Below are 18,581 nucleotides of genomic sequence, written 5' to 3' on the forward strand. Positions count from 1 at the left end.
TCTGACCGAGCAGTCGGTGTTCCACGAGATCGACCAGGACAAGATCGATCGCCAGCGGGGCATGGACATCACGGTGGTCACGACCGCCACGACCGACGACGAGGGCCGGGCGCTGCTCAAGCTCCTGGGCTTCCCGTTCAAGGAGAACTGAGCGAATGGCCAAGAAGGCGCTGATCATCAAGGCGGCCGCGAAGCCGAAGTTCTCGGTTCGCGCGTACACCCGCTGCCAGCGGTGCGGGCGTCCGAAGGCGGTCTACCGCAAGTTCGGTCTCTGCCGGGTGTGCATCCGGGAGATGGCCCACCGCGGTGAGCTGCCCGGCGTGTCCAAGGCTTCCTGGTAATAGCTATTGCTCTTCGCCGTAGGCCCGGGGCGGAACGCCCCGGGAACCCCGGCGAGAAAGGCTGACGAATTCCATGACGATGACCGACCCGATCGCAGACATGCTCACGCGTCTGCGTAACGCCAACCAGGCGTACCACGACCGGGTGACGATGCCCTACTCGAAGATCAAGGCGAACATCGCCGAGGTCCTCAAGGCCGAGGGTTACATCGCCACCTGGTCGGTCGAGGAGCCCGAGGAGGGCGCCGTCGGCCGGCGACTGGTCGTCGAGCTGAAGTACGGCCAGAACCGCGAGCGGAGCCTGGCCGGCATCAAGCGCGTGTCCAAGCCCGGTCTCCGGGTGTACGCCAAGTCGGACGGGCTCCCGCGGGTGCTCGGCGGGCTGGGCGTGGCGATCATTTCGACGTCCCAGGGGCTGCTCACCGACCGGCAGGCCCGCAAGCGGAGCGTTGGCGGGGAAGTCCTCGCCTTCGTCTGGTAACGGGAGACAGGTAGAAATGTCGCGTATTGGACGTAAGTCGATCCCGGTACCGGCCGGCGTCGACATCACGATCGACGGCCAGACCGTGAAGGTCAAGGGCCCCAAGGGCGAGCTGTCGCACACGCTCGCCGAGCCGATCACGGCGGAGCGTAGCGAGGACGGCCAGGTGCACGTCAACCGGCCGAACGACGAGCGCAAGGCCAAGGAACTGCACGGCCTCAGCCGTACCCTGGTCGCCAACATGATCGTCGGTGTGACCGAGGGCTACCGCAAGAGCCTGGAGATCGCCGGTACCGGTTACCGCGTCACCGCCAAGGGCAAGGACCTGGAGTTCGCTCTCGGGTTCTCGCACCCGGTGCTGGTGCCGGCTCCGGACGGCATCACCTTCACGGTGGAGAAGCCGACGCTGTTCCACGTGGCCGGCATCGACAAGCAGCAGGTCGGTGAGGTCGCCGCCAACATCCGGAAGATCCGCCCGCCGGAGCCCTACAAGGGCAAGGGCGTGAAGTACCAGGGCGAGGTCATCCGCCGCAAGGCTGGAAAGGCAGGTAAGAAGTGAGCGCCACGCTGCTCAAGCGCCGCCGCGGCGTCGCCGCCAAGCGTGCCGTCGGGCGTGCGCGCCGGCACTTCCGGGTCCGCAAGAACGTCAGCGGCACCGCCGAGCGTCCCCGCCTGGTGGTCACCCGCTCCCTGCGGCACATGGTCGCCCAGATCGTGGACGACACCAAGGGTCACACCCTGGCGTCGGCCTCGACCCTGGACGCGTCGCTGCGTGGTGCGGAGGGCGACAAGAGCGCCCTGGCCGGCAAGGTCGGCGCCCTGCTCGCCGAGCGCGCCAAGGCCGCCGGCGTCTCCAAGGTCGTCTTCGACCGCGGTGGCAACCGGTACGCGGGGCGGGTCGCCGCGCTTGCCGATGCCGCCCGCGAAGCCGGGCTCGAGTTCTAGAAACCCCGTCACGAGAGATAAGGAAGGCTGCTGATGCCAGGTCAACAGCGCCGTGGCGGCGGGTCCGGTGGCAACGAGGGTGGTCGCCGCGACAACCGCCGTGAGGGCGGCCGCGGAAACGCGCCCGTCGAGAAGACCCCGCACCTCGAGCGGGTCGTCGCGATCAACCGCGTCGCCAAGGTCGTGAAGGGTGGTCGTCGCTTCAGCTTCACCGCCCTGGTGATCGTGGGCGACGGCGACGGCACCGTCGGCGTGGGCTACGGAAAGGCCAAGGAGGTGCCCGCGGCGATCGCCAAGGGTGTCGAGGAGGCCAAGAAGCACTTCTTCAAGGTGCCGCGGATCGGTCAGTCGATCCCGCACCCGGTGCAGGGCGAGGCCGCTGCCGGCGTCGTGCTGCTCAAGCCGGCGTCCGCCGGTACCGGTGTCATCGCCGGTGGTCCGGTGCGTGCCGTGCTGGAGTGCGCGGGCATCCACGACGTGCTCTCCAAGAGCCTCGGCTCGTCGAACCCGATCAACATCGTGCACGCCACGGTGGCGGCGCTGAAGGGGCTCGAGTCCCCCGAGGCCGTCGCGACCCGTCGTGGTCTGCCGGTGGAGGACGTCGCGCCGGCCGCCATGCTGGCGTCGCGGGCGGGGGTGGCGTCCTGATGGCACGCCTGAAGGTCACCCAGGTCCGGTCCGGCATCGGCACCAAGCAGAACCAGCGTGAGTCGCTGCGTTCGCTCGGTCTGAAGCGGATCAACGACGTGGTGGTCAAGGAGGACCGGCCCGAGATTCGGGGCATGATCTTCGCGGTCAACCACCTCGTGAAGGTCGAGGAGGTCGAGTAATGACGATCAAGGTTCACCACCTGCGCCCGGCCCCGGGTGCCAAGACCGCGAAGACCCGGGTGGGTCGCGGTGAGGGCTCCAAGGGCAAGACCGCCGGTCGCGGTACCAAGGGTTCCAAGGCCCGCAAGAACATCTCGGCGGCGTTCGAGGGTGGGCAGATGCCCATCCACATGCGCCTGCCGAAGATGAAGGGCTTCAAGAACAAGTTCAAGGTCGTCTTCCAGGTGGTCAACCTGGACCGGCTCGCCGAGCTCTTCCCGAACGGCGGCCAGGTCGGCCCGCAGGAGCTGGTCGAGGTCGGCGCGGTCCGCAAGGGCCAGCCGGTCAAGGTCCTCGGCACCGGCGACCTCGGCGGTGTGGCTCTCCAGGTGTCGGCGCACGGGTTCAGCGCGTCGGCCAAGGAGAAGATCACCGCTGCCGGTGGCTCCGTCACCGAGCTGTAAGGCACGACCCATGGCGCCCGCTCAGTTGTCCGCAACTGGGCGGGCGCCGTGGTCTACCAGGCATGTGTGCGCCGGGTAACATCGGATTCGGTTTATGTAGCCGGGCACATCTGCCCGGACCGGGACCGGGCTGTTAGAGTCCCTTCCCAGCTATGGATATCGGGCACTCGCCCGGCACCCACCCCGCCCCCGCCAGGGATCACCGGCGGCCCGCCTCGCGCAGGAGGAAGAAGTTGCTGTCCGCCTTTCTCAGTGCGTTCCGTACGCCTGACCTGCGCAAGAAGCTGCTGTTCACAGTAGGCATCATCGCGGTCTACCGGCTCGGCGCCACTCTGCCCAGCCCCGGCGTCTCGTACGGCAACGTGCAGAAGTGCCTCGACACCCTCCAGGGTCAGAGCACCGGAGTGCTGAACCTGCTGGACCTTTTCTCCGGCGGCGCACTGCTGCAGCTCTCGGTCTTCGCGCTGGGCATCATGCCCTACATCACCGCGTCGATCATCCTGCAGCTGCTCACCGTGGTCATCCCGCGGCTGGAACAGCTCCGCAAGGAGGGCCAGGCCGGCCAGGCGAAGATCACCCAGTACACCCGCTACCTGACCCTCGGTCTGGGCATCCTGCAGTCGTCGGCCTTCGTGGCGCTGGCCCGCTCCGGGCAGCTGTTCCAGAACCGCTGCGACCAGTTCCCGATCATCCCCGAGGGCACCGGCATCCCGAACTGGCTGACGCTGAGCATCCTGGTCATGACGATGACCGCGGGTACCGGCATGGTGATGTGGCTCGGTGAGCTGATCACCGACCGCGGCGTCGGCAACGGCATGTCCGTCCTCATCTTCACCTCGATCGCCGCCCGGCTCCCCAGCGAGGGCTGGAAGATCAAGACCAACGAGGGCTGGGGCAAGTTCGTCCTCGTCCTCGCCCTGGTCCTGCTGGTCATCACCGCGGTCTGCTTCATCGAGCAGGCGCAGCGCCGGATCCCGGTGCAGTACGCCAAGCGGATGATCGGCCGGCGGATGTACGGCGGCACCTCGACCTACATCCCGCTGAAGGTCAACCAGGCGGGTGTCATCCCGGTCATCTTCGCCTCCTCGCTGCTCTACCTGCCGCAGCTGGCGCTCCAGTTCTTCGACCAGACCAACCCGGGCAAGACCCAGGCCTGGATCCAGAACAACATCGTGCAGGCCGACTCGCCGCTGCACATCGTGATCTACTTCCTGTTGATCATCTTCTTCACGTACTTCTACGTGTCGATCACGTTCAACCCGACCGAGGTCGCGGACAACATGAAGAAGTACGGCGGCTTCGTGCCGGGCATCCGCCCCGGCAAGCCGACCGCCGAGTACCTCGACTTCATCCTCAGCCGGATCACCCTGCCGGGCGCGCTCTACCTGGGCATCGTCGCGATCCTGCCGAACTTCTTCTTCATCTGGCTGAACAGCCAGCAGTTCCAGAACTTCCCGTTCGGCGGCACCGCTGTGCTCATCATGGTCGGCGTCGGTCTGGAGACCGTGAAGCAGATCGAGAGCCAACTCATGCAGCGGAACTACGAAGGGTTCCTGCGGTAGATGCGACTCGTTCTGGTTGGCCCGCCGGGCGCGGGCAAGGGCACGCAGGCGGAATTCATCGCCGCACACCTCTCGGTGCCGAAGATCTCGACCGGTGACATCTTCCGGGCGAACGTCTCGCAGGGCACGCCGTTGGGTGTCGAGGCCAAGCGGTACATGGACGCCGGCAAGCTGGTCCCGGACGAGGTCACCATCAACATGGTCCGGGACCGGCTCGCCGAGCCGGATGCCGCCGAGGGCTTCCTGCTCGACGGCTTCCCGCGTACGACGCCGCAGGCCGCCGCGCTGGACAAGCTCCTCGCGGACCTCGGCACCGCGCTGGACCTGGTGCTGGAACTGGTCGTCGACGACGACGAGGTGATCCGGCGGCTCTCCGGCCGGCGCACCTGCCGCGGCTGCGGCAAGATCTGGCACGTCGAGTTCGACGCCACCACCCGCGAGGGCATCTGCGACCGCTGCGGTGCCGAGCTGTTCCAGCGGGACGACGACAAGCCGGAGACGATCGCGGCCCGCCTGCGGGAGTACGCCGAGAAGACGGCGCCGCTGGTCGACTACTACGGCGCCCAGAACAAGCTGGTCGGGATCGACGCCACCGGGCCGGTGGAGGACGTCACGGTCCGCGCCATCGACGCGCTGCGGTCGTACGGGGGCTGAGGTCCTGCCGGGCTCCGGCGGATAGAGTGCGATCAGCGGGGTACGTGCGACGTGCCCCGCTGATCGCTGTCCGGCAACGAAAGGTATTCGCTCCATGCGCCGTCCCCAGCTGGACATCCAGCTGAAGACCCCCGACCAGATCGAGAAGATGCGGGCCGCCGGCCTGGTGGTCGCCGAGGCCCTGCGTCGGATGCGGGAGGCCGTCGCCCCCGGGGTCAGCACCGCCGACCTGGACGCGATCGCCGAGTCGACCATCCGCGAGGCCGGGGCCGTTCCCTCGTTCAAGGGCTACCACGGCTTCCCCGCCTCGATCTGCTCGTCGGTCAACGAGCAGGTGGTGCACGCCATCCCGTCGGCGCAGCAGGTGCTCCATGACGGCGACGTGATCTCCATCGACTGCGGCGCGGTGCTGAACGGCTGGCACGGCGACGCCGCGATCACCGTGGGCGTGGGCGAGGTCGACCCGGCGGTGCTGAAGATGGCCGAGGTGGCGGAGGACGCCATGTGGGCCGGGATCGCCGCCGCCGCGCGGGGCGCCGCCAGCGGCCGGGGCCGGCTGACCGACATCTCGCACGCGGTGGAGAACGCGGTCCGCAAGGGCGGCCGGTACGGCATCGTCGACGGCTACGGCGGGCACGGCATCGGCACCGAGATGCACCAGGACCCGCACGTGCTCAACCACGGGCGGCCGGGCAAGGGTCCGCGCCTGGTGCCGGGCCTGGCGCTGGCCATCGAGCCGATGATCACGATGGGGTCGCCGCGTACCGTCGAACTGGCCGACGGCTGGACGGTCGTCACCCGGGACCGGTCGATGGCGGTGCACGTGGAGCACTCGATGGCGCTGCTGCCCGACGGGGTCTGGGTGCTGACCGCCTTCGACGGCGGGCGGGCCCGACTGGGCGACCTGGTCACCGCCCGGCAGCCGGCCGAGTCCGCCGCGTCCTGACGGCCGAGTCCGCGGCGTCCTGACGGTCGAGTGTGCGGAGTCCTGACGGCCGGATCCGCCGTGGCGCGGTAGGCGGGGCGGCGCGAGCCGGCCGCGGTTCCACGGCCGTGCCCGGCGCGCTCGCCGTCCTCGTCGGGCTCCCCACGTCGACCCGGACAGAAGGCCCGCCCGGCACGAGAGGCTTGTCCGGGTCGCTACGGACCTGATGACGCAAACGGCTCAGTGCGGCTCGCCGACCGTGGCTCGGGCGGAGGCGGACCGGCCACATCCCGGCCACGGGCTCGGGCGCCGTCGGCCGGAGCACTTGAGCCCGGGCCGCGCCGGCCCCCCGACCGTCACGACTTGCGGTGGGTCGTGGTGTCCGGCCCGCAAGACACCACGACACGCCGCAAACGGGGTCGGCACGGACAGTTCCGCGGAGCCGGGCCGGTCCGAGACGCCGGCGCGGTCCGGCGGGTCCTCGGGGGCGCGGCGGCGGGGGAGATGTCGCCCCGCGTCCGTTTTCCTTCGTGCGGGTGACGGGCGGGGTGGCCGGTTTGGCGACGGCGCGCACTCGGGCGTACACTTTCAGATCGGCGCACAGCGTCCACTCCGGCATGCCCACTACGCGCTTCGGTGGGAGTCGGAGCCGCGGCTGGCGCGGGCCCTCCGATCTCGGTCGGATGCCCGTGTAAGACGTTGTGGGCCGTCCGGAGTAACCGACGTCAGGACAGCGGAGGACATGCCGAAAAAAGACGGAGCCATCGAGATCGAGGGTCGGGTCATCGAGCCCCTGCCGAACGCAATGTTCCGGGTGGAGCTCGCGAACGGCCACAAGGTGCTGGCTCACATCAGCGGCAAGATGCGGCAGCACTACATCCGTATCCTGCCGGAGGACCGGGTCGTCGTCGAACTCTCGCCGTACGACCTGACCCGCGGGCGCATCGTCTACCGCTACAAGTAATCCTGACGACGGCCGGGACGTCCCCGTGTCCGTCTTCGACGTCCGGCGTCGCGCGTGGTCGCGCCACCGGGCCAGATGGGAAGTAAGGCAACCGTGAAGGTCAAGCCGAGCGTCAAGAGGATCTGCAACAAGTGCCGGGTGATCCGCCGGCACGGCCGGGTCATGGTCATCTGCACCGACCCGCGCCACAAGCAGCGCCAGGGCTGAACCAGTCCCACCGGTCGTGACACGGCCGGTCGGATCGGTCCGGGCCGCAGATCCAGACAGCACATCATCAGCTCGTTCCAGCCGCGAGCGGTACGCAGCGCGTACTCAATCGTGGTTGACCCCCGGTCGGAGGCCGGGGCCCGCTCGGGCACGACCGATCCCGGTCGCCAGCGCTGACAGCGTCGGAAGGACGGGACGGCCGGTAGCGGGGTGGGACGGGTCCAGACCTCCGCCACAACATCACGAGGAGTACGCCCGCACATGGCACGTCTAGTCGGCGTCGACCTCCCCCGCGAGAAGCGGATGGAGATCGCGCTCACCTACATCTTCGGGGTCGGTCGTACCCGCGCCCTGGAGACGCTCACCGCTACCGGCATCTCGCCGGACAAGCGCGTTCGGGACCTCACGGATGAGGAGCTGGTCCAGCTCCGCAACCACATCGAGGGCAACTACAAGGTTGAAGGCGACCTGCGCCGCGAGGTCGCCGCTGACATCCGCCGCAAGGTCGAGATCGGCTGCTACGCCGGCATCCGGCACCGCCGGGGCCTGCCCGTGCGTGGCCAGCGGACCAAGACCAACGCGCGGACCCGCAAGGGCCCGAAGCGGACCGTCGCCGGCAAGAAGAAGCCCGGCAAGAAGTAACTAGGAGCGCACAGACTTATGCCACCGAAGGCTCGTGCCGGAGCCGCCGTCAAGAAGGTCCGGCGCAAGGAACGCAAGAACGTCGCCCACGGGCAGGCGCACATCAAGAGCACCTTCAACAACACCATCGTGTCGATCACCGACCCGACCGGTGCGGTCATCTCCTGGGCCTCTTCCGGCCAGGTGGGCTTCAAGGGCTCCCGCAAGTCGACCCCGTTCGCCGCGCAGCTCGCCGCCGAGGCCGCCGCGCGTCGGGCGATGGAGCACGGCATGCGCAAGGTCGACGTGTTCGTCAAGGGCCCCGGCTCCGGCCGGGAGACCGCCATCCGTTCGCTGCAGGCCGTGGGCCTCGAGGTCGGGCAGATCTCCGACGTCACCCCGCAGCCGCACAACGGATGCCGTCCGCCGAAGCGTCGCCGGGTCTGAGAGGTTAGAGAGAGATGGCTCGTTACACCGGTGCTGACTGCCGCCGTTGCCGGCGGGAGAAGATGAAGCTGTTCCTCAAGGGCAGCAAGTGCGATGGTCCGAAGTGCCCGTTCGAGTCCCGGCCGTTCCCGCCCGGGCAGCACGGCCGCGGCCGCACGAAGGAGACGGAGTACCTGCTCCAGCTCCGTGAGAAGCAGAAGGCCCGTCGTGTCTACGGCGTGCTGGAGAAGCAGTTCCGCGGCTACTACGAAGAGGCCGTGAGCAAGAAGGCCAAGACCGGTGAGGTTCTCCTGCAGATCCTCGAGTCGCGGCTGGACAACGTGGTCTACCGGGCCGGCTACGCCAGCTCGCGTGACCAGGCCCGCCAGCTGGTCAAGCACGGCCACTTCACCGTGAACGGCAAGAAGGTCGACATCCCGTCGTACCGCGTCAAGGAGCACGACATCATCGAGGTCCGGGGCAAGAGCAAGGAGCTCACCCCGTTCCTGGTGGCGCAGGCTCAGGCCGGTTCGCGGTCGGTTCCGGCGTGGCTGGAGGCCATCCCGAGCCAGATGAAGATCCTCGTGCACTCGCTCCCGGCCCGCCAGGTGATCGACACCCAGGTCCAGGAGCAGCTGATCGTCGAGCTCTACTCCAAGTAAGGGCTCGTTGCGGTGGCCCGCCCTCCGGGGCGGGCCACCGGAACAGTTTGTGTCGTGGGCGTCATATAGCGGGCGTCCCGGAAGAGAAGAGAAAAAATGCTCATCAGCCAGCGACCCTCCCTCTCCGAGGAGTCGATCAACGAGACCCGGTCCCGGTTCACCATCGAGCCGCTGGAGCCCGGCTTCGGCTACACCCTGGGTAACTCGCTGCGGCGCACGCTGCTGTCGTCCATCCCGGGTGCGGCGGTCACCTCGATCAAGATCGACGGTGTGCTGCACGAGTTCACCACGATCCCCGGTGTCAAGGAGGACGTGGTCGAGCTCGTCATGAACATCAAGGAGCTGTGCGTCAGCTCCGAGCACGACGAGCCGGTCAGCATGTACCTGCGCAAGCAGGGCCCGGGCGACGTGACGGCGGGCGACATCCAGCCCCCGGCCGGCGTCTCGGTGCACAACCCGGACCTGAAGCTCGCCACCCTGAACGGCAAGGGCCGGCTCGACATGGAGCTGACCGTCGAGCGGGGTCGTGGCTACGTCACGGCGGCGCAGAACAAGCAGGCCGGCGCCGAGATCGGCCGGATCCCGGTCGACTCGATCTACTCGCCGGTGCTCAAGGTGACGTACCGCGTCGAGGCGACCCGCGTCGAGCAGCGGACCGACTTCGACCGGCTGATCATCGACGTCGAGACCAAGCCGTCGATGGGCCCGCGTACCGCGTTGGCCTCCGCCGGCTCGACGCTGGTGGAGCTCTTCGGCCTGGCCCGGGAGCTGGACGAGACCGCCGAGGGCATCGACATCGGGCCGTCCCCGCAGGACGCCCAGCTCGCGGCGGACCTGGCCCTGCCGATCGAGGAGCTGGACCTCACCGTCCGCTCCTACAACTGCCTCAAGCGCGAGGGCATCAACTCCGTTGGTGAGCTCATCGGGCGTACCGAGGCCGACCTCCTCGACATCCGGAATTTCGGTCAGAAGTCGATCGACGAGGTCAAGATGAAGCTCGCCGGGATGGGTCTCGGGCTGAAGGACTCGGCTCCGAACTTCGACCCGGCGCACGTCGTGGACGCCTTCGGCGAGGCCGACTACGACACCGACGACTACCGCGAGACCGAGCAGCTCTAGTCCGCGCTGCCGCCACACCTGAGGAGCACCAAGCATGCCCACGCCCACCAAGGGCCCCCGCCTCGGCGGCAGCCCCGCGCACGAGCGGCTGATGCTGGCCAACCTGGCCACCGCGCTGTTCCAGCACGGCAAGATCCAGACCACCGAGACGAAGGCCCGGCGGCTGCGTCCGCTGGCCGAGCAGCTCATCACCAAGGCCAAGCGCGGCGACCTCGCCGCGCGGCGTCGGGTGCTGGGCGTCGTCAAGGACAAGGACGTGGTCTACGCCCTGTTCGACCAGATCGCGCCCCGGTACGCCAACCGCAACGGTGGCTACACCCGGATCGTGAAGACCGGTCCGCGCAAGGGTGACGCCGCTCCGATGGCGATCATCGAGCTGGTCGAGGAGCTTCAGGTCGCCGAGCCCAAGGCGAACAAGAAGACCGCCGCCCGCAAGGCCGCCCAGCAGGACAAGGTCGAGGCCCTGGCCCCGGCCGAGGAGACCCCGGAGTCGAACTCGGGCGACCAGGACGCCGAGCCGCCGGTGTCGGTGTCCGGTGACACCGACGCCGCCCGCGAGGACAGCGACGAGGCCAACGAGAACAAGGCCTGAGCACAGGCGTCATCGTCGCCCGGCATCCCTTCCTGGGGTGCCGGGCCCGACGGCGTGAACGGGAGGTACGAGGTGGACGAGCGGACCCGGCTGCGGTTGGACGTCTCGTACGACGGCACGGACTTCTCCGGTTGGGCCGCCCAACCGACCCGGCGGACGGTCGCCGGGGTGCTGACCCAGACGCTGGACCTGGTCCTCGGCGCGGGCACGGCGACCGGGCTGACCGTCGCCGGCCGCACCGACGCCGGGGTGCACGCCACCGGTCAGGTCTGTCACCTCGACCTGCCCACCGCCGTGTGGCGGGAGCATGACGGGCGCCTGCTGCGCCGGCTGGCCCGGCTGCTCCCGACCGACGTGCGGGTCCGCGCGATGAGCGAGGTGCCCGCCGACTTCGACGCCCGTTTCTCGGCGACCTTCCGTCGCTACGAGTACCGGGTGACCGACGCCCCGTGGGGCGCCGAGCCGTTGCGCCGGCACGACACCCTCGCCTGGCCGAAGCCGCTGGACCTGGCGGCGCTGAACGCCGCCGCGGCCGGGCTGGTGGGGGAGCACGACTTCGCCGCGTACTGCCGGCGCAAGGAGAACGCCACCACGCTGCGCGAGGTGACCCGGCTGGACTGGCGGCGCGACCCGGACGGCATCCTCGTGGCCACCGTGCAGGCCGACGCGTTCTGCCAGGCGATGGTGCGCAGCCTGGTCGGGGCGATGCTGGTCGCCGGGGACGGCCGGCGGCCGGTCGAGTGGCCGGCGAGCCTGCTGAGCCGGCGGGAACGTTCCAGCGAGGTGACCGTCGCGGCGGCGCACGGGTTGACCCTGGTCGCGGTCGGCTACCCCGACGACCCGGCCGAGTACGCGCACCGCGCCGACCTCACCCGGCGCCTCCGCGTCTCCACCGAGGCCTGAGCGCACGCGGGTTCGCGAGACCCGGTGCAGCCAAGGGCACTCACCCAGGCCGGTGCGCGGTGCCGCCAGGTCGCCGGCCTCGCCCGGCAGCGCCCGCGCAGGCGGCGTGACGCGTGACCGGGCCGTGCCGAGCCTGAACACGTGGCGAGGCCCGGTCCACAGGACTCGGACCGGGCCTCGCGTCGCTCGCCGTCGACCGGCGGCTCAGTTGCCGGGCAGCTCGTCGGGAGTTGCGTTGCCGCCCTGGGTGCCGGTGCCCTCGGTCGCCTTCGCGGTGGGCTGGACGGCGCTGCCGCCGACGGCCCGGCGTTCGAGCACGCCCTTGTCGAGGTGCAGCTCGATCAGGTCGAAGATGATGTCGCGGACGGCGGTGTCGCCGGCCGGCACGGCGCCGCCGTCGGCGCGGACGACCAGGCAGTAGGCGATGTAGTGGCCGCGTACCTGCCAGCCGACCCGGGCGGCGGCGGTGGTGAGCGCCTCGGTGCCGTCGCCGGCCGCCATGCCACGGAAGCGGCCCTGCCGCTCGTCGAGCAGCTGCCGGATCCGGTCCCGGACGCGTTGCGCGCTGGCCTTGTCGGTCAGGTTGAACAGGCCGGCGGTGGCCAGGTGCTCGCCGTCGGGGGAGCGCAGCGTGCCCCGGACCACCTGGCTGCACCCGAGCCGGACCAGCAGGTCGGCGATCTCGCCGGTGGCGGGCAGGTGCACGACCCGCACCTTGTGCCAGTCGGCGTCGGTGATCGCCGGGTTGGCGCCGCGGGAGCGCCCGTTCCACTGGTGGTCGATCCGTTCCCGGTCGGCGTTGTTGACCTTGAAGATGCCGTTGTGCGGGTAGATCGTGTTGTCGGTGGACAGGTGCGCGTAGTAGTACTGCATGTCCGACTGCCAGCCGAAGACGATGATCACGTCCCGGTTGGTGACCTCCACCGGCTCGTCGAGGCGCACCCGGGCGTCGATCTGGACCGAGGACCAGGCCGGGCCCTTGTTGAGGATGGCGTACTCGAACGGGCGGCGCGGGCCCGGACGGCTCACGCCGGCCTCGGCGAGGATCACCTGGTCGCCCTCGAACCGCCACTTCGACGGGGTCACCGGCGCCCAGTTCTGCGCGCCTCCGGTGTGGACCACCTTGGTCCGGCCCACCTTGCCCTCCGCCACGGTCTTGGTGTCGACGACCTTCCAGATCTTCCCGTTGGCCTTGGCCACGATGTAGAGCTCACCGGCGGCGTCGGTGCCGAAGCGCAGGTCGACCCGGTTCGGGTCGCCGGGCGCGCCCGGGCTGGACAGGTCCTGCATGCGTACCAGGCCCCCGGCGGTGGTGTACAGGGCGAGCCGGTGGATCGGGGCGAGCCCGGCGCCGCGGCGCATCTCGTCCGCCTCGGTGTAGAGCACCCGGCCGTCGACCAGGTCACCGAAGACGTACTTGCCCTTCAGCGCGGGCACGGACTGTCCGCGGTAGACGAAGCCGCCGGCCACCGCGACGCCGACGTCGGAGGTGCAGTTCCAGCTCGCCGCCGGGTCGTGGTCGTACGCGGCCACCGGGTAGGTGTAGCCGTACTTCGCGTCGTCAGCCGGCAGCGGGTAGAGCTTGTCGCACGGGTTGGTCGCGGTCTTGTCGAAGACCCAGTTGCCCTCGCGCTCGCTCCAGCCGAAGTTGTCCCCGGCCCGGACCTCGTAGATCGACTCGACGGCGTGCTCGCCGATGTGGCCCAGGTACATCCGGCCGGTGGCCCGGTCCCAGCTGAACCGGTGCGGGTCGCGGAAGCCGACCGCGTAGATCTCACCGAGCGCGCCGGCCCGCCCGACGAACGGGTTGTCGGCCGGGATCCCGTACCGGCCGTTGGGCGCGTTGGTGCCGCGCGGGTCGATGCGGAGCAGCTTGCCGTGCGGCAGGCCCATGTTCTGCGGGTCGCCGTTGCGGGCGCCCTGGCCGCCGTCGCCGACGGCGAGGTAGAGCATCCCGTAGTCGGGGTCGTGCGGCTTCGCGGTCGGGTTGAAGTTGATCTCCTGGACGCCGTGGATCTGGCCGCCGAAGCCGATCCGCAGCACCTCCCGGTGGGTGCCGGCGAACGTGTCCGCAGCCGGGTCGGTGGCCGTCCACTCGGTGATCACGGCCTGGTAGATGGTGTTCGGCTGGGCGTAGTCCGGCGTCCGGGTGGCCAGCGACGCCTGCTCCGTGTGGATGGTGTAGAAGCGGCCGTTGCGCCCGAAGTCCGGGTGGAAGGCGACGTACCCGAAGCCCTGGCCGAGGCCGCGGCCGGAGAAGAACTGCGGCGCGAAGGTGGCCGCCACGTCCAGGTAGACGTGCGGCGTGCCGTTCGCCACGAAGTAGAGGTTGCCGTTGAGGTCCGGCACAGCCCGGCGGCCGGAGCCGTCGGGCAGCTCGCTGATCGTGTTGATCCGGGCCTTGCGTACCAGCCGCTGGTCGACCGGCGCCGGGTTCGGAGTGGACTGCGGGAAGCTGGCGTACTCCTGGAGCACCAGCCCCAGCCGCGACTGGATCTGCGACTCGGGGATCGGGTCGTAGACGGCGCCGTCGGCCCGGGCGGGCGCGGCGACCAGGGTGGACATGACGAGGGTGGCGGCAGTGACCCCGGCGGTGAGTGCGGCTCTGCGGAGCCTGCCGGTGCTGCAAGCGCGAATGAACACGCGGTTCTCCTTCTCGGTGGGACGATCCGAGGAACGGGTCAGCGGGCCATGTAGCGGTACTGCTTGGCAACGTCGCTCGCCGGGATCACGCTGTCGAGGAACATGAGGCCGTCCATGCGGCAGTCACACGGATTGCGTTCCAGGTTGTTCTGCGGGAAGCTCCCGCCGATCTTGATGCCGCGCGGGTCGGTGGCGCTGGTGACGTGCGGGCCGGGCCCGTTCAGCTGCCACGGGTCGCCGGCGGTGGTGTAGAAGCCGTCGACCGGCTCGCCGTTGCGATAGAGCGCCATGGTGCCGCTGGTGAAGTCGTAGGTGGCGGCCAGGTGCACCCACTCCCCCTTCGGCAGCAGGGTCCGCCAGTCCTCGTTTGCCGCGAAGGTCTGCGAGGCCCCGCCGTCGACGCGGCGGCCGAGGGCGACCAGGCGAAGCTCGCCCTTGACGTCGATGAGTTCCAGCAGGGCCCGCACGCCGTGCCCGTCGGAGTCGCCGGTCAGCACGCCGGCCAGGCCGATCGCGTTGAACCGGTCGGTCGGGTTCGCGGTGGTGGAGTTGAGCGCGGGGCCGTCCATCTCGCGCTTGAACCAGCCCATCACCGTCGTGCCCTCGGCGCCGCTGAACGCGCGCAGCGTCCGGACGCCGCTGGAGGACCAGGTGCCGGCCTTCCAGTCGTCGTTGCCGGCGGCCTGCGGGTTGACCTGCCGGGTCTGCAGCGCGTCGCCGCTGCCCTTGTACGCCCGGTCGGGCACCCGCATGGCCGCGCCGCCGTTGACCAGCTCGATCTCGGTGCCGGATCGGCCTAGGTCCCGCTCGAGCGCGGGGTCCCCGACCACCGGGTGGTCGAAGTCGTAGAAGGCGACCAGGTGCGACCAGAGGGCGGGGTGGACGTCGTACGGTCCGGGCCGGTCGGCCTGGGCCGGGCTCGCCGCCGCGGTCAGTGCCAGCGCCAGCAGGGCGGTGGCCGCGACGGCGGCGCGTCGAGGTCTTCTCATGGGGAGGTGCTCCCTTCGTCGGTGCGATGGTGGCGGTGACGAAAGCGCTTACGTACCGGGCGTGAACCGGTGCCCGGATGTGGAGTCGAAGGAACGTCGGGGCAGGACGGACGGTCGTCCGGTGCCGCGCGGCGGAGGTGAGGCTCCCCCAAACGACGATCGGACGGGCGGCGCTGCCACGCTTACGAAAGCGCTTACGTAAGCGCTTTCGTACCCTATGCTGTGCCCTACGCCACACGCAAGAGCGCGGTGCGGATCAATGCCTGCCAGGAGTTTCCCATGCCCCGACCCGGACCACGGTTGCGTCTCGTCGACGTGGCGGAGCGCGCCGGCGTCTCGCTGGCGACCGCCTCCCGCGCCCTCGCCGGCCGGGAGGGCGTCAGCGAGGAGGTGGCCCGGCACGTCCGGAAGGTCTCCCTGGAACTCGGGTACGTCGCCAACCCGTACGCCCGCACCCTCGCCGGCGGTGCCAGCACCACCGTCGGCCTGATCGTCCACCAGATCGACGACCCGTACTTCTCCGAGATCGCCAGCGGCGTCCTCCAGGTCGCCGCCGAGGAGGGCCTGCTGGTCCAGATCGCCCACTCCGGACGCGACCCGGAGAACGAGCTGCGCCAGCTGCGGCACCTCATCGCCCAACAGGTCGGGATCATCCTCATCGCCGGGTCCGGCTACGACGACCCGCGCGTGGAGGCCGAGGCGCGCGCCGAACTCGCCGGCTTCCAGCGGGCCGGCGGACGAGTCGCCGTCATCGGGCGGCACGCCCTGGGCGTCGACGCGGTGGTGCCGGACAACGAGGCCGGGGGCCGCGACATCGGTGCCCACCTGCTGGGCCTCGGCCACCGGCGGATCGCCGTCGCCGCCGGCACCCCGGGCCTGACCACCGTGGCCGACCGGCTCGCCGGGGTGACCGCCGCGCTCGCCGCGCACGGGCACTCCCCCGACGACCTCGCCGTCGTCCACTCCGACTTCACCCGCGACGGCGGGCGGGTGGCCACCGAGCGGATCCTGCACTATCACCCGGACACCACGGCGATCATCGCGCTCAACGACGCGATGGCGATCGGCGTGTTGTCCGTGCTGCGGTCGCGGCGCATCCCGGTGCCCGAGCGCGTGTCGGTGGTCGGCTTCGACGACGTGTCCGTCGCCGCCGACCTAGCGCCCAGCCTCACCACGGTCCGGCTGCCGATGACCGAGATGGGGCGGATGGCGCTGACCCTCGCGCTGAAGCCGAGGTCGACCCGGCCGCGACGACGCTCCACGGGCCACACGCTGATCGTCCGCGACTCCACCGGCCCGGCGCCCGCGACCAGCGGCTGACTGGACCGGCCGTTGCTGCGACACTGACGCCACGGACTGACGCCACGGGCGGGAGCATCGGAGGTGCCGTGTCATGAGGGCATCCGCCGGTTCCGGCCGTGTCTCGGGCAGGCTGTCTCCTGACATTTCGTGGGAGGTGGTGGCCGGTGGGCAGACGCCCGGAGGTGTTCGTCCGGCAGGTGTCGATGGCCGAGGGTCAGCGGTTGCAGCGGATCACCCACACGGCGAAGGATCCGGTGAAGCTGCGCCGGGCGATCGTGGTGCTGATGTCCGCCCAGGGGCAGCCGGCGCCGGACATCGCTCACCTGCTCAAGACCAGCGAGGACTACGTCCGCGACGTGATCCACGCCTTCAACGAACGGGGGTTCGACGCGCTGGACCCAAAATGGAGCGGGGGCGCACCGAGACGGATCGATGAGCAGACCCGCGACTGGATCTGCGTCATCGCCCGGTGCGACCCCCGCTTCCTCGGCCGGCCGTTCTCCTGCTGGTCCCTTGCCAAGCTGCGCGACTACCTCATCGAGGCCGGCTACGTCACGACGATCAGCGCCGAGACCGTCCGGCGGATCCTCCACGAGCGCGGCGTGTCCTGGCAGGCCACCAAGACCTGGAAGGCCAGCACCGACCCCGACTTCACGACCAAGATGCGCCGGCTCCTGGACCTCTACGACCACCCACCCGCGCACGGCCGGGTGATCTGCGTCGACGAGTTCGGGCCGCTGAACCTGCAACCCCGCCCCGGCCAGGCCTGCGCCCGCAGGGCCAGCCGGCGCGGCTGTGGGCCACCTACACCCGCGACCAGGGCGTCCAGCACGTCTGTCAGGGTGCGGTGGAACCGTTCCACCTTGCCGTTCGTTTGTGGCCGGTAGGGGCGGGTCTTCTTCACGCTGATCCCGGCGCTGGTGAGGGTGTCGCGCCAGAGTCGGGAGCGGTAGCAGCTGCCGTTGTCGGTGATGACGCGGCGCACGGTGATGCCGTGAGCGGCGAACCAGGCTTGAGCCCGCTACCAGAAGGCGGTGGCGGTCTCGCGGGTCTCGTCGTTGAGGATCTCGGTGTAGGCCAGGCGGGAATGGTCGTCCAAGGCGGTGTGCAAGAACGCGTATCCGAGTCTGGCGCGCCCCATCGGTCAGTGCTGTGCCCGGGTGTGGCGGTGCGGTTGAGTTTGCCCTGGCGACGGCCCTTGGTGCGCCAGCCGCCGCCGTCGGGGATGTTGCCGAGTTTCTTGACGTCGACATGGACCAGGTCGCCGGGGTCGGCGTGTTCGTAGCGGCGGACCGGGCGGCCGGTGCCACGGTCGAGGTGAGCCAGCCGGGCGACCCCGGCACGACGCAGGATCGCGTGACACGTAGACGCCGGGATGTCGAGCCGGCCGGCGATGCCGGCCGGCCCCCACCGCTTCTTCACCCGCAGGTGCAGCACCTTGCGCTCCACCGCAGGTCGGGTCCGGTTCGGGGATCGTCGCGGACGGCTGGACCGGTCAGCCATGCCCGCACGCCCTCGGTCCGGTACCGGTCGGCCCACCGCTTCGCGGTGTTCACGCTGACCTGGAACCGTTCCGCGGCCCGCCGCAACGGCCCATGATCGTCGATCACGCAGCGCGCCAGACGAAGCCGGCCGCGCTCTGTCAGGGGTGCGTTAGCGTGGGGCACGAGGACCTCACCGGTGATGCGGAACCTTCGACAAGCTCCACCTCACCCGGAGGTTCTCACCTATTTCAAGATCCCACCCCTGTTACCAACGTCCATGGACAGAACACCTAGGGCAATTTCCCGCCCCTCGCTGGTGAGTTCTGGACGCTTCGTCTGCCTGGGTGCCAGGCGCATTGCCGCCTCGGCAAACCGTCCGTGCGACGCCAGCCGTGGTCGTCCTCGTGCCGGTCAATTGCTGTCAGCCTTGCTGTTGACGCAGCCGCACGGCCCAGCAGAGAAGCGCTACACCCATCATCGAGAAGACC

Annotated in this window: 22 protein-coding genes and 2 pseudogenes; 21 read left to right on the forward strand and 3 right to left on the reverse strand. The window is 69.9% G+C overall.

The window, feature by feature from the left end:
* The 19 genes and pseudogenes from JNW89_RS07925 to truA all read left to right on the forward strand — a co-directional run.
* A pseudogene (locus JNW89_RS07925) lies at positions 1-151 on the forward strand (50S ribosomal protein L5); the annotation flags it as partial.
* Positions 152-155: 4 nt separating this feature from the next.
* Entirely contained in the window at positions 156-341 is a 186-nt protein-coding gene (locus JNW89_RS07930) for a type Z 30S ribosomal protein S14 (protein ID WP_007465272.1), read from the forward strand.
* Positions 342-414: 73 nt separating this feature from the next.
* On the forward strand, positions 415-822 hold the full coding sequence (gene rpsH, locus JNW89_RS07935; protein WP_238448366.1) for a 30S ribosomal protein S8: 408 nt from the start codon (positions 415-417) through the stop codon (positions 820-822).
* A 16-nt stretch (positions 823-838) separates the two neighbouring features.
* Positions 839-1,381: a 50S ribosomal protein L6 gene (gene rplF / locus JNW89_RS07940; RefSeq protein WP_238448367.1), complete on the forward strand. Its 543-nt coding sequence runs from the start codon at positions 839-841 to the stop codon at positions 1,379-1,381.
* Positions 1,378-1,767 carry a 50S ribosomal protein L18 gene (gene rplR, locus JNW89_RS07945; protein ID WP_030329901.1) on the forward strand — a complete coding sequence of 130 codons (390 nt, stop codon included), beginning with the start codon at positions 1,378-1,380 and terminating at the stop codon, positions 1,765-1,767. The genes rplF and rplR overlap by 4 nt, the downstream gene beginning before the upstream one ends.
* Before the next feature lie 33 nt (positions 1,768-1,800).
* Entirely contained in the window at positions 1,801-2,415 is a 615-nt protein-coding gene (gene rpsE / locus JNW89_RS07950; protein ID WP_154941824.1) for a 30S ribosomal protein S5, read from the forward strand.
* Positions 2,415-2,597 (forward strand): 50S ribosomal protein L30, encoded by a 183-nt coding sequence (rpmD, locus tag JNW89_RS07955; RefSeq protein ID WP_088960263.1) that lies wholly within the window; start codon positions 2,415-2,417, stop codon positions 2,595-2,597. The genes rpsE and rpmD overlap by 1 nt, the downstream gene beginning before the upstream one ends.
* Entirely contained in the window at positions 2,597-3,040 is a 444-nt protein-coding gene (gene rplO / locus JNW89_RS07960; protein ID WP_154941825.1) for a 50S ribosomal protein L15, read from the forward strand. Before rpmD ends, rplO begins: the two co-directional genes overlap by 1 nt.
* Positions 3,041-3,273: 233 nt before the next feature.
* Positions 3,274-4,602, forward strand: a complete 1,329-nt coding sequence (secY, locus tag JNW89_RS07965) for a preprotein translocase subunit SecY (RefSeq protein ID WP_238448368.1) — start codon at positions 3,274-3,276, stop codon at positions 4,600-4,602.
* Positions 4,603-5,256, forward strand: a complete 654-nt coding sequence (locus tag JNW89_RS07970; RefSeq protein ID WP_088960266.1) for an adenylate kinase — start codon at positions 4,603-4,605, stop codon at positions 5,254-5,256.
* Between the two features lie 94 nt (positions 5,257-5,350).
* Positions 5,351-6,202 carry a type I methionyl aminopeptidase gene (gene map, locus JNW89_RS07975; protein ID WP_238448369.1) on the forward strand — a complete coding sequence of 284 codons (852 nt, stop codon included), beginning with the start codon at positions 5,351-5,353 and terminating at the stop codon, positions 6,200-6,202.
* Between the two features lie 721 nt (positions 6,203-6,923).
* Positions 6,924-7,145, forward strand: coding sequence for a translation initiation factor IF-1 (infA, locus tag JNW89_RS07980; RefSeq protein WP_007073013.1), 222 nt, complete (start codon positions 6,924-6,926; stop codon positions 7,143-7,145).
* Positions 7,146-7,238: 93 nt separating this feature from the next.
* A complete protein-coding gene (gene rpmJ / locus JNW89_RS07985; protein ID WP_012184307.1) occupies positions 7,239-7,352 on the forward strand; it encodes a 50S ribosomal protein L36 in 114 nt (37 codons plus the stop codon).
* Positions 7,353-7,613: 261 nt separating this feature from the next.
* Positions 7,614-7,994, forward strand: coding sequence for a 30S ribosomal protein S13 (gene rpsM, locus JNW89_RS07990; RefSeq protein ID WP_091079342.1), 381 nt, complete (start codon positions 7,614-7,616; stop codon positions 7,992-7,994).
* A gap of 18 nt (positions 7,995-8,012) precedes the next feature.
* A complete protein-coding gene (rpsK, locus tag JNW89_RS07995) occupies positions 8,013-8,420 on the forward strand; it encodes a 30S ribosomal protein S11 (protein WP_013288613.1) in 408 nt (135 codons plus the stop codon).
* Between the two features lie 14 nt (positions 8,421-8,434).
* Positions 8,435-9,061 carry a 30S ribosomal protein S4 gene (gene rpsD / locus JNW89_RS08000; protein ID WP_154941830.1) on the forward strand — a complete coding sequence of 209 codons (627 nt, stop codon included), beginning with the start codon at positions 8,435-8,437 and terminating at the stop codon, positions 9,059-9,061.
* A gap of 96 nt (positions 9,062-9,157) precedes the next feature.
* Positions 9,158-10,180: a DNA-directed RNA polymerase subunit alpha gene (locus tag JNW89_RS08005; RefSeq protein WP_007073009.1), complete on the forward strand. Its 1,023-nt coding sequence runs from the start codon at positions 9,158-9,160 to the stop codon at positions 10,178-10,180.
* Positions 10,181-10,214: 34 nt separating this feature from the next.
* Positions 10,215-10,772: a 50S ribosomal protein L17 gene (rplQ, locus tag JNW89_RS08010; RefSeq protein ID WP_238448370.1), complete on the forward strand. Its 558-nt coding sequence runs from the start codon at positions 10,215-10,217 to the stop codon at positions 10,770-10,772.
* A 72-nt stretch (positions 10,773-10,844) separates the two neighbouring features.
* Positions 10,845-11,675 (forward strand): tRNA pseudouridine(38-40) synthase TruA, encoded by an 831-nt coding sequence (truA, locus tag JNW89_RS08015; protein WP_238448374.1) that lies wholly within the window; start codon positions 10,845-10,847, stop codon positions 11,673-11,675.
* A gap of 204 nt (positions 11,676-11,879) precedes the next feature.
* On the opposite strand, the gene JNW89_RS08020 is transcribed toward truA, so the two are convergent.
* Positions 11,880-14,318, reverse strand: coding sequence for a PQQ-dependent sugar dehydrogenase (locus tag JNW89_RS08020; protein ID WP_238448371.1), 2,439 nt, complete (start codon positions 14,316-14,318; stop codon positions 11,880-11,882).
* 38 nt (positions 14,319-14,356) lie between these two features.
* Positions 14,357-15,307: a LamG domain-containing protein gene (locus JNW89_RS08025; protein WP_238448372.1), complete on the reverse strand. Its 951-nt coding sequence runs from the start codon at positions 15,305-15,307 to the stop codon at positions 14,357-14,359.
* 279 nt (positions 15,308-15,586) lie between these two features.
* On the opposite strand from JNW89_RS08025, the gene JNW89_RS08030 reads away from it, so the two are divergent.
* Together JNW89_RS08030 and JNW89_RS08035 are read left to right on the forward strand one after the other, a co-directional pair.
* Complete coding sequence (locus tag JNW89_RS08030) at positions 15,587-16,627, forward strand: LacI family DNA-binding transcriptional regulator (RefSeq protein WP_238448373.1); 1,041 nt, start codon at positions 15,587-15,589, stop codon at positions 16,625-16,627.
* A 266-nt stretch (positions 16,628-16,893) separates the two neighbouring features.
* On the forward strand, positions 16,894-17,496 hold the full coding sequence (locus tag JNW89_RS08035; protein ID WP_238448375.1) for a helix-turn-helix domain-containing protein: 603 nt from the start codon (positions 16,894-16,896) through the stop codon (positions 17,494-17,496).
* Here JNW89_RS08035 and JNW89_RS08040 read toward each other — a convergent pair.
* Positions 17,442-18,276, reverse strand: a pseudogene (locus JNW89_RS08040) (IS481 family transposase); the annotation flags it as partial. The gene JNW89_RS08035 and the pseudogene JNW89_RS08040 overlap by 55 nt on opposite strands.
* Between the last annotated feature and the right edge of the window lie 305 nt (positions 18,277-18,581).

It is taken from the genome of Micromonospora sp. 4G55 (assembly GCF_016803375.1).